This window comes from Anoxynatronum sibiricum (genome assembly GCF_039414295.1).
Lineage (GTDB): Bacteria > Bacillota > Clostridia > Peptostreptococcales > Tindalliaceae > Anoxynatronum > Anoxynatronum sibiricum.
Genome location: NZ_JBCITM010000004.1, coordinates 122,566 through 132,055 on the forward strand (window position 1 = coordinate 122,566; position 9,490 = coordinate 132,055).

Genomic DNA, 9,490 nt, shown 5'->3' on the forward strand with positions numbered 1-9,490 from the left:
AACAAATGGAGGCTGATTAAAGAGATCAGAAGGATGCAACTGAGAGGTGCCATGACAATGATCTGATAATGGGTGAGTGCCAGTACTTTTCATTCTCTGAATGAATTGATATAATGAACCTTAATAACCGGAAAGAGGAAGGTTTACACACGCATTGTTGCACAGCGCTGAGAAAAAACGGGAACAGAACCCATAAGACTGGAGAGATTTGATGGGAAAGGACTTGACAAACAGGCAAAAACAGGCGATTGAAACAAAGCAGAAAATCCTTGAAACAGCCACGCGTCTATTTGAGCAGAGAGGGTTTCGGGAAATCACAGTGACAGACATTTGTCGTGAAGCAGGTATTTCGGTAGGAACATATTATTACTATTATCCGACCAAATATGCAGTGCTGGAGAAAATTTTCGCGGATATTGATGATTATTTCAGGGAGGTGGTGACACCGCAGATTGCTGAACTCAGGGTATCAGGGATTCGTGCCCAAGTTCTCACTTTTTTTGATGCTTATGCTCACTATACAGTGGAGCAGGGTCTGGGATTTGTCAAAAAGCTTTATGAAGTTCAGAACAACTTGTTTCGGGTGAAAGGCCGATACCTGCAGGTGTATCTGGCAGAAATCATTACCCGGGGCCAGGAAACCGGGGAACTGGCCACAGATCTGTCGCCGGAGGAAATGGTGGATTATCTTTTCGTTGCCGCCAGAGGGGTGGTCTATCATTGGGCACTGCATGACGGTGAGTATGACTTGGTGGCTGACATGCACCGATACCTGTCACGGTTGTTTAGAACGCTGGAAACTCCTGAAGGAAAATGATTGTTCGCTTATCGAGCAAGGGGAACCGGAGAAAGTGAAGGTTTTTGACATGACACACGTTGAACCCAATCATGATGCTGTGAAGTGGCATCAAGTCAACCTGACAACCTCCGCAACAGATGCAGAACTGAACCATGTGCTTGAATATTATGCTGACTGGGAACCTGAGAGTTTTCAGTGGTCCTGTCTGGCACGGGATTTAAAGCGATTGACTGGAGCCCTGATTTTGGTGCTTTCGGAGTATTGTCCTGCGAAAATGTCACTGGTGACCCGGAGCATCGAAGGAATACCCCAGAAACTGGAAGCAGTGATTCACCAGCTGGGGCATCCAATGGTTGGCCATGAATGGGTCCTGGCGGAAGGCGTTTATGAAGAACTAAATAAAGTTCAACTGCATCGTCTGGATTCCATCCACGAAGCTTCATCCTACCATATTCCAGAGTTCATTGGCTTTACCATTGAAAAAATGCTGGGAATCGGCAGCATTTACAGCATGGGTTTTCTTCACGACAACCAGCTGCTGGGAAACTTCGTGCTGGCCATGCCCAAAGGTCATGAACTGGTCTCGGAGCGCCAGATCATGCTCTTCAGTCAGGGCGTTGGTCGTGTATTGGCTCATGCCGGAATGGATAGATCGAATGAATCATAAAAACAATCATCACCAGACACAGCAGAGAGAAAGAAGCAGGGATGGGGAGTTATTCAGGGAAAGCAGGTGAAATAATATGTATGTTGACATAAATCAATCCATCATTGAACATCTGCCCATGGGGTATGCCCGGCACCAAATAATTTGTGATGAAAAGGGACAGCCTGTGGATTACCGTTTTCTCGAAGTCAATTCAGCTTATGAAACCATGACGGGGCTTCGGGCTGATGCTGTCATTGGCAAGCTGGAAAGCGACGTTTTTCCCAGAGAATCCCGCAGACGCTTTGACTGGATTAAAACCTTTGGCCAGGTGGCACTGTTTGGGACAAATCACGAATTTACTGAATACTCTGTAGCTTTGGAGCGATGGCATCACATGACTGTGTATTCACCGGCTCAAGGAGAGTTCATTACTCTCTTTCAGGATGTGACAGATGTTAAAAGGAATGAAAAATCGCTGGAAGAAGCGCTGGCCTTCAACCGACAGATTATTCAGTATGTGAATGAAGGAATCATCGTTTACGATACAGAGCTGCGTTACCGGGTGTATAATCCGTATATGGAAGAACAGACCGCTGTTAGTGCCGGAGAGGTTTTGGGAAAGCATCCCTGGACGGTTTTTCCGGAAACGCTTGAAAATGGTGTGATGGCATATCTTCACCGCGCTTTGGAAGGAGTTCGCAGCAGTGATGTGGAACTTCATTTTAAACATCATCAGACCGGCGAAGATATCTGGTCATATCAATCCTTCGGTCCCATGCTGGATGAATCAGGAAAACTGGCAGGTGTGATCGTCACCATACAGGATGTGACAGATAAAAAAAGAGCCATGGCTGAACTGGAAAAAGCAAAAAAAGAAGCAGAAGCTGCCAATGTGGCCAAAAGTCAGTTTCTTGCCAATATGTCTCATGAAATCAGAACGCCCATGAATGGATTTATGGGAATGCTTCAATTACTTGAAACAACAGATCTCAATGAAGAGCAGGAGGAACTGCTGGCGCTTACCAAAAGATCTTCAGAGGCATTGCTGGCGGTGTTAAATGATATCCTTGATTTCTCCCGTATTGAAGCCCATAAAGTCCAGCTGTCAAATAAACCCTTTCACGTGCGCCAACTGTTTTCTGATACGCTGGGACTCTTCCAGGGAACAGCATCAGAAAAGGGCCTGATGTTGAAAAGTCATATCGACCCATTGATTCCGGAATATCTGGTGGGAGACGCTTTCAGGCTTCGTCAGATCACTGCCAATCTGGTGGGTAATGCCGTGAAGTTTACCACCAGCGGATCAGTCTGCCTGGAAGCTTCGGTGGAACCCGGTGAGAAGCAGCACAGTGTGAAGTTGAAAGTATCCATTACTGACACAGGTATTGGCATTCCACCGGATCAACTGGAAGCTATTTTCGAACGGTTTGTACAAACTGACAGCTCAGACAACCGGGTTTATGGCGGTACCGGATTGGGGCTGGCCATATCCAAAGGACTGGTGGAGCTTATGGGAGGCAGCATCCAGGCTTCCAGTAAGATGGGAACCGGGAGCTGTGTTACTTTCAGCTGTTTGTTGGACACCATTATATAAGTGGTGAACTTGCAAGCTTTCATCATTCAGGCTGCCAGAATATTGGGAGTATCGCTTAAGTGATGGAAGCGTCACAGAACAGGGGAGGAAGCGGCTTGGGATATCCCGAAATCAGAGTTGATCGCAACAAAATTGAAACCAATACCCGGACAACTGTGGCACGGTGTCACCAGCAAGGAATTCAGGTGGCTGGGGTCACCAAGCTTTTTGGAGGCAACCCGGAGATTGCCGCCGCCTATGTGGCTGGAGGTGTCGACCTGCTGGCAGATTCCCGTATTGATAATCTGAAGCGCCTTTCCGGTTTTTCGCTTCCTAAAATGCTGCTCCGCATTCCCATGATCAGCGAAGCAGAAGCGGTTGTGCAAACAGCAGACATGGTGCTGATCTCTGAACCGGAGACAGCCACAGCACTTTCAACCCAGGCGATGGCTCAAGATAAATTGATTCAGTTGATTTTGATGGTTGATGTAGGGGATTTGCGTGAAGGGCTCTATGAAACGAAAGAAATACAGGAAGCAGCATCCATAATGGATGGGCTTCCTGGAATACAGCTGGCGGGTATTGGCACCAACCTCACCTGCTATGGCGGTGTACGCCCCAGTCGGGAAAATCTGACACAACTGGTGAACATCAAAGCAACACTGGAAAAGCTGCTGAAAAGACACTTGCCTGTGTTGTCCGGTGGCAACGGCGGCACGTTAAGCCTGCTGGAAGCAGGCGAAATACCGGGTGAAATCAACCAGCTGAGATTGGGGTCATCCCTTGCAATGGGAATTGGGCTGAATGATGAGCCGATCCCAGGGTTACACCAGGACGCATTTCTTCTGCTGGCAGAAATTGTGGAACTGCGCCGCAAACCCTCAATCCCAAAAGGTGTCATAGGGTTGGATGCTTTTGGTAACAGGCCGGTATTTGAAGACCGGGGCAATCGCATGAGGGCCATTTGTGCGCTGGGTCGTCAGGATGTTCACCCCAACGAGATATGCCCCTTGCAAGAGGGTATTCAGATTCTGGGAGCCAGCAGCGATCATTTGATACTTGACGTGGAAGACTGCCCTGGATTTTTGCAGGTTGGCAGCCGTCTGGCATTCTTACCAACATATGGCGGCTGTCTCAGCTTGATGACATCTCCATATGTTAAAAAAATCATAATGATGTGATGCATCTTACTTGAACTCAAAAATCCGCCCCCCAAAGGCGGGTTTTTTTACGCATATGTGTATGGAGCGCAAGTGGGTCATGAGTCAAAGGATAAACGTAATGATTGACTGAAACTAATCCATATCAGGGATTTCCTGTTGTGGTATCAATCTCAAAATCTGTTCGGAAAACGTTGGTACTTTGAATGATTTAACAGTTCACTTAGATTAAGATGAGGTTTAAATGGGTACACGTATGGTGACTATAATTGACATAACAATCAATGTATTATTGGACAAAAATAAGAGGGAGGACAAGAAAAGATATTAACCGTATTGATGCAAGGCAGATGATGCCCACGGGATCGATTTGACAGTGGGGATGAACAAAAATCGAAATCATGGCATGGAGGGGGAATGAATCTTGAAAAGAAGCATAAAAAATCAGATGGTGGCATTGGTATTACTGATCCTGTTACTGGCGGCTGTGAGTTTTAGCGCAGGATCATATTTTTTATCCAAAAACAGCAGTGAAGCGTTGGGACGGTCATTGCTTCAGGAAAAACTTGAAGGCAATATCAATGCATCGGTGGTCTACCAACAGCATTATCTGGGGAGACTTTCACTTACGGGAAATCAGCTGATGACTCAAGAAGGTATGCAGCTGGAAGGAAACAACTTTGTGGATACCCTTGAAAAAGATTTGGGCCTTGCCGCTACCATATTTGTCAGAGACGGTGAAGACTATAAACGCATAGCCACCACCATCCGCAATGAGCAGGGGGAACGGGTGACCGGTACATATCTTGGAACCGAGAGTGCTGCCTATCAGCCTGTATCGGCAGGTCAGCGCTATCTGGGAGAAGCTGGTATTCTGGGAAAAAATTATCTGACTGCCTATGAACCTATTACCGACACAAATGGACAAATCATTGGCATTCTCTTTCTGGGAGTTTCAGAGGATGAAGTTGCTTCCATGATCAATGTGTTTGTCACCAGAATGCTGTTGATCCTCCTGTCGGGAGCGGTCGTTATTCTTCTGGCGGCGGCGGTGCTCACGTTTATTTTTGCCGGCAGGCTGGCATCTCCCATTCGTCGTCTGGCAGAACATGCGGCGCTGGTGGGGGAACTGAATCTTACAGAAGAAGTGCCAAGAGATATTCTGCAGCGGCAAGATGAAATTGGTCAGCTGGCAGGTGCTTTTGATGCGGTCACCCGCCAGTTGCAAACAACTATGTCTGAAATTGGGGCGGCTACAAACCAGGTGGCCAATTCAGCCCAGTCACTAAAGGATACCAGCAACCAATCGGCAATGGCTTCAGAAGAAGTGGCCCGAACCATTGAAGAAATTGCCAACGGTGCAGCTGATCAGGCCCGCGACACAGAAGCGGGAGCCAACAACATCAACGAGCTGGGACAGCTCATAGAAACAGACCAGCAGCTGGTGAAGACGCTGAACACCACTGTGGAACAGGTTAATCAGCTGAAGAATGAAGGAATGACATCGCTGAAAGAGGTGGTGGATAAAACTGCTGAAAGCGGCAAGGCTGCTGCTGAGGTGACAGAAATTATTACTGATACCCATCAAAGTGCTCAAAAAATCCAGAATGCCAGCACCATGATTAAAAATATCGCAGAACAAACCAATTTACTGGCTTTGAACGCAGCCATTGAATCTGCCCGTGCTGGTGAGGCGGGTCGTGGATTTGCCGTGGTGGCAGATGAAATTCGAAAACTGGCAGAACAGTCCAATCAGTTTGCAGGCGAAATTGACACGGTGATTTCAGATTTAACTGGGCGAACTGCCCATGCAGTGACCACCATGGAAAAAGTGGGGTATATCGTTGGGGTACAGACCCAGCGTGTGGAAGAGACAGACCAGCGATTTCAGGGAATTGACCAGGCTATGCAGCAAATGGGCCAGGCACTGGCTGATCTTAACCAGTCCACCCGTCAAATGGAAGCTAAAAAAGATGAGATCATTGGTGTGATTGAAAATCTTTCGGCCATTTCTGAAGAGAATGCCGCCGGCACCCAGGAGGCTTCTGCATCTGTTGAAGAACAGACGGCAGCCATGGCTGAAATTGCTCAGTCAAGCAAAGTGTTGGCAGATCTGGCTGCAGCCATCGAGGCAGGGTTGAGTCAGTTCAAACTGAAGTAACATCTCCGGTATCTCTTGAAATGAACAGAAAAAAATCATCGCCCGGTAAGGACTGTTGAATCAGCAGCCGTACCGGGTTTTTTCATGTTCAACGACGGTCGAATTTTTTTAATACAAATGGTATACTATGAAAATAATAGAAAAGCAGCTGCCATGACGGTCTATTGATTAATGAAACCACGATGTTATAGGAGGATATGATGAAATCCATTGAATACCAGAAGCTCATTCGCGACAGAATTCCAGAAATCATTGAAGCTGCGGGTAAAAAAGCAGTGACAGAAATCCTTGGCCCTGGTGAGTATCTTGAAAAACTGCATGAAAAACTGGATGAGGAAGCAGCCGAATACCATGAAACACACAGCATTGATGAGTTGGTGGATCTGGTGGAGGTTATTTATGCCATTTTGGATTACCGGTGTGTTACCCGAACTGAGTTTGAAGAGCTGCGACTGATGAAGAACGAACGACGGGGCGCTTTTCAGAGACGTCTGCTGCTGAAAGCAGTATTGGAAGCAGATAAAGCAATTGAGGATGATCAGGCATGAAGAAGTCAATGATCCTCATTGGAATTATTATGTTGATTTCGGTTTTTCTCCATATGACAACAGAAGAGCAATCTGTTCAACTTGAGCTGTACCGTCAGGGAGAGGAAGGTAAAGCGGTTTCGATGGGACGCATTGAAGGTGAACGGGTCGATGAGTACCAGGCGTTTTATCGTGATCGCATGGCTGAAGGAAAACCTGAGGAAGAACCCGAAACCCTGCGGTATCCAGATGTGGCGGTTTACCTGATTGATGGCAGCAGCGTTATTCACCATAGCAGCTTCTGGTTTTGGGAAAACGGCGAAGGGATGATGGCGTCTGTTGAAGCAAAACATCGGACAAAACCTTTAAATGCTGAAAAAGTGGAAGAAATCAGAAATATCCTTGATGTTGACCTGGAAGATCACTAAGATGCGGACAGACAACGATCTTTATTCTCATTACTCGGAAAACGCCTTCGGCGTTTTCTTTTTTTTGAGACAAGGACAGCAAGAAGTTGAAATCCATTGACAAAAGAATGAAGAAATATCATTTGTCTCAAAAATCGGACTCAAACAACAGGAGCCAGCCAGTCTATGACATCTTGGATTTTGCGATGGTAAGCATTTGAACATAAAGATTAAAAGAACGTTCGAATGGCACGATAATTGCAAGAATATTCCAATCAATGAAGATTGTTTGCGAAAGTGACACGTGCAACAGAAACTCACATCTGAAGGAGGAAGACTATGGGAGTCGGCATAAAAATCAATCAACAAAGAGGATCGCTGAAAGGTCGGGTTTTTTGGCTGGTGACAGCGATACTGGTGTTGTTGAACACAGCTGTTGTCATGGCAGTGGTGGACACATACAGACAGAATCTGTCAAAACAGCTCATGACAGAACAACTGGGAATACTTAGGGCAACGGCAGTTCAGATTGATGGCGATGCTTTTCAGGAGATGGTGCAGATGGCTTCGGCACAGCATTCCTATTACGAACCATTGCGTCTCTACCTGGAACAGGTAAAGACAGCCACAGGTCTCCAATATCTCTATACAGAAGCTTTTTTGACAGACGGTACTTTGGTATATGCTGTCGATGGTGGCGATCCTGCCAGTGATGATTTCAGCGCATTTGGAGATGAAGTGGAAGCCGATGAATTTGAAGATGCGCAGCGGGTATACAACGGCCAGGAAGTGATGATTGAGATTTACGAAACAGAGGAGTGGGGCGAGCTGGTGACCAGCAAAATACCGGTTTTCAATGAGGGCGGTCAGGTGGTGGGTGTGCTGGGCGGCGATTATCCCGCGTCTTTGGTGGGTGAAATGGTGGCGGGCATGCGTGTGCGGATGATTTTCATTATGTGCACCCTTTCTCTGCTGGGGATCGCCATTCTTATGCTGGGCACCTCAAAAATCATGTTAACACCATTGAAAGAGCTGGAAAATCAGGCGACATTCATTGGGAAAGGTGATTTTTCTGTTGATGTTAAACCTTATCTCCTGGAACGCAAAGATGAAATTGGAGCATTGGCGCGTGTATTGCAACAAACCATCAATGCTTTTCGTCAGTTGATTGCGGGAATTGTCACATCTTCTCAAAGAGTGGCTGCCGCTTCTGAACAGTTGACGGCCACCACAGGACAATCTGCTGAAGCCTCGCAGAATGTGGCTGGATCCGCCACACAGGTAGCAGTGAGTGCTGACAGCCAAATGAAGTCCATACTGGCGGTTACACAGGAAATCAGCCACATCACCCAAGGAATGGAGCAGGTGGCACAGCATATTGATGGCATCGAATCATTAAGTCACTCTGTTAGAGGTGAATCTGAAAAAGGCCAGCAGGAAATGAATCGAGTAAGTCTTCAGATGCAGGAAATTCAAACCAGCCATCACCAGGTGAAGGGTGGTCTGATACAGATTACTGAGAGCAGCCGAAAGATGAACGAGATCATCAGAGTCATTCGAGGCATTGCTGAGCAAACCAATTTACTGGCACTGAATGCAGCCATTGAAGCAGCAAGGGCCGGCGAACAGGGAAAAGGATTTGCTGTGGTGGCAGATGAAGTGCGAAAGCTTGCAGAGGAATCACAGCAGGCCACTGAAGAAATCAATCAACTGATTATGGATAACGACACTAACATTTGCCGGGCCAATGAGGTCATGGAAACCGGAACCCTGCAGGTGGCTTCGGGTATGGAAGTGGTGCAGGATGCTGAAGCTGCCTTCAAATCCATTGTCACCTTGATTCAGCAAATGAATGAAGCCGTTGCAGAGGTGAATCAAGTCACTGGACAGGTAACTTCAGGGAGTTGCAACGTTTCACAGGCGGCGGAAATCATCCGCCGGTCTGCAGAAAGTGTGGCATCTGAAGTGCAGAATGTTTCGGCAGCGGCACAGCAGCAGACAGCTTCCATGCAGGAAATTGCTTCCTCCAGCCATGAACTGGCGGTGCTTGCCCAGGAACTTCAAACGGCTGTGGGACAGTTCAGGCTGCCTTAAACACGATTAAACGGCTGTAATGTCAAGCTTAGAAAAAAACTTGCAGAAAAGCCAGGTTATTTGATAGAATAGTTTTGGTACGGCAGCGGACCTGCATGAAAGCATCTGGGTAAATGCCGG

Annotated in this window: 8 protein-coding genes; all 8 read left to right on the top strand. The window is 47.0% G+C overall.

The genetic code is table 11. From position 1 onward, the window contains the following. The first annotated feature begins 211 nt into the window (after positions 1–211). The 8 genes from AAIG11_RS05715 to AAIG11_RS05750 all read left to right on the top strand — a co-directional run bounded on the left by AAIG11_RS05715 (position 212) and on the right by AAIG11_RS05750 (position 9,370). Positions 212–817 carry a TetR/AcrR family transcriptional regulator gene (locus AAIG11_RS05715; protein ID WP_343185275.1) on the top strand — a complete coding sequence of 202 codons (606 nt, stop codon included), beginning with the start codon at positions 212–214 and terminating at the stop codon, positions 815–817. Between the two features lie 49 nt (positions 818–866). Continuing rightward, positions 867–1,466: a hypothetical protein gene (locus tag AAIG11_RS05720; protein ID WP_343185276.1), complete on the top strand. Its 600-nt coding sequence runs from the start codon at positions 867–869 to the stop codon at positions 1,464–1,466. A gap of 76 nt (positions 1,467–1,542) precedes the next feature. Further along, on the top strand, positions 1,543–3,042 hold the full coding sequence (locus tag AAIG11_RS05725) for a PAS domain-containing sensor histidine kinase (protein WP_343185277.1): 1,500 nt from the start codon (positions 1,543–1,545) through the stop codon (positions 3,040–3,042). Positions 3,043–3,137: 95 nt separating this feature from the next. Then, complete coding sequence (locus AAIG11_RS05730; protein ID WP_343185278.1) at positions 3,138–4,202, top strand: alanine racemase; 1,065 nt, start codon at positions 3,138–3,140, stop codon at positions 4,200–4,202. Between the two features lie 403 nt (positions 4,203–4,605). Next, positions 4,606–6,342, top strand: a complete 1,737-nt coding sequence (locus AAIG11_RS05735; RefSeq protein ID WP_343185279.1) for a methyl-accepting chemotaxis protein — start codon at positions 4,606–4,608, stop codon at positions 6,340–6,342. 200 nt (positions 6,343–6,542) lie between these two features. Then, entirely contained in the window at positions 6,543–6,890 is a 348-nt protein-coding gene (locus tag AAIG11_RS05740) for a nucleoside triphosphate pyrophosphohydrolase (protein ID WP_343185280.1), read from the top strand. Continuing rightward, positions 6,887–7,297, top strand: coding sequence for a hypothetical protein (locus AAIG11_RS05745; protein ID WP_343185281.1), 411 nt, complete (start codon positions 6,887–6,889; stop codon positions 7,295–7,297). The genes AAIG11_RS05740 and AAIG11_RS05745 overlap by 4 nt, the downstream gene beginning before the upstream one ends. Positions 7,298–7,615: 318 nt before the next feature. After that, the gene (locus tag AAIG11_RS05750; protein WP_343185282.1) at positions 7,616–9,370 is read left to right on the top strand and encodes a methyl-accepting chemotaxis protein; all 1,755 of its coding nucleotides are present in this window, start codon (positions 7,616–7,618) and stop codon (positions 9,368–9,370) included. Positions 9,371–9,490: the final 120 nt, after the last annotated feature.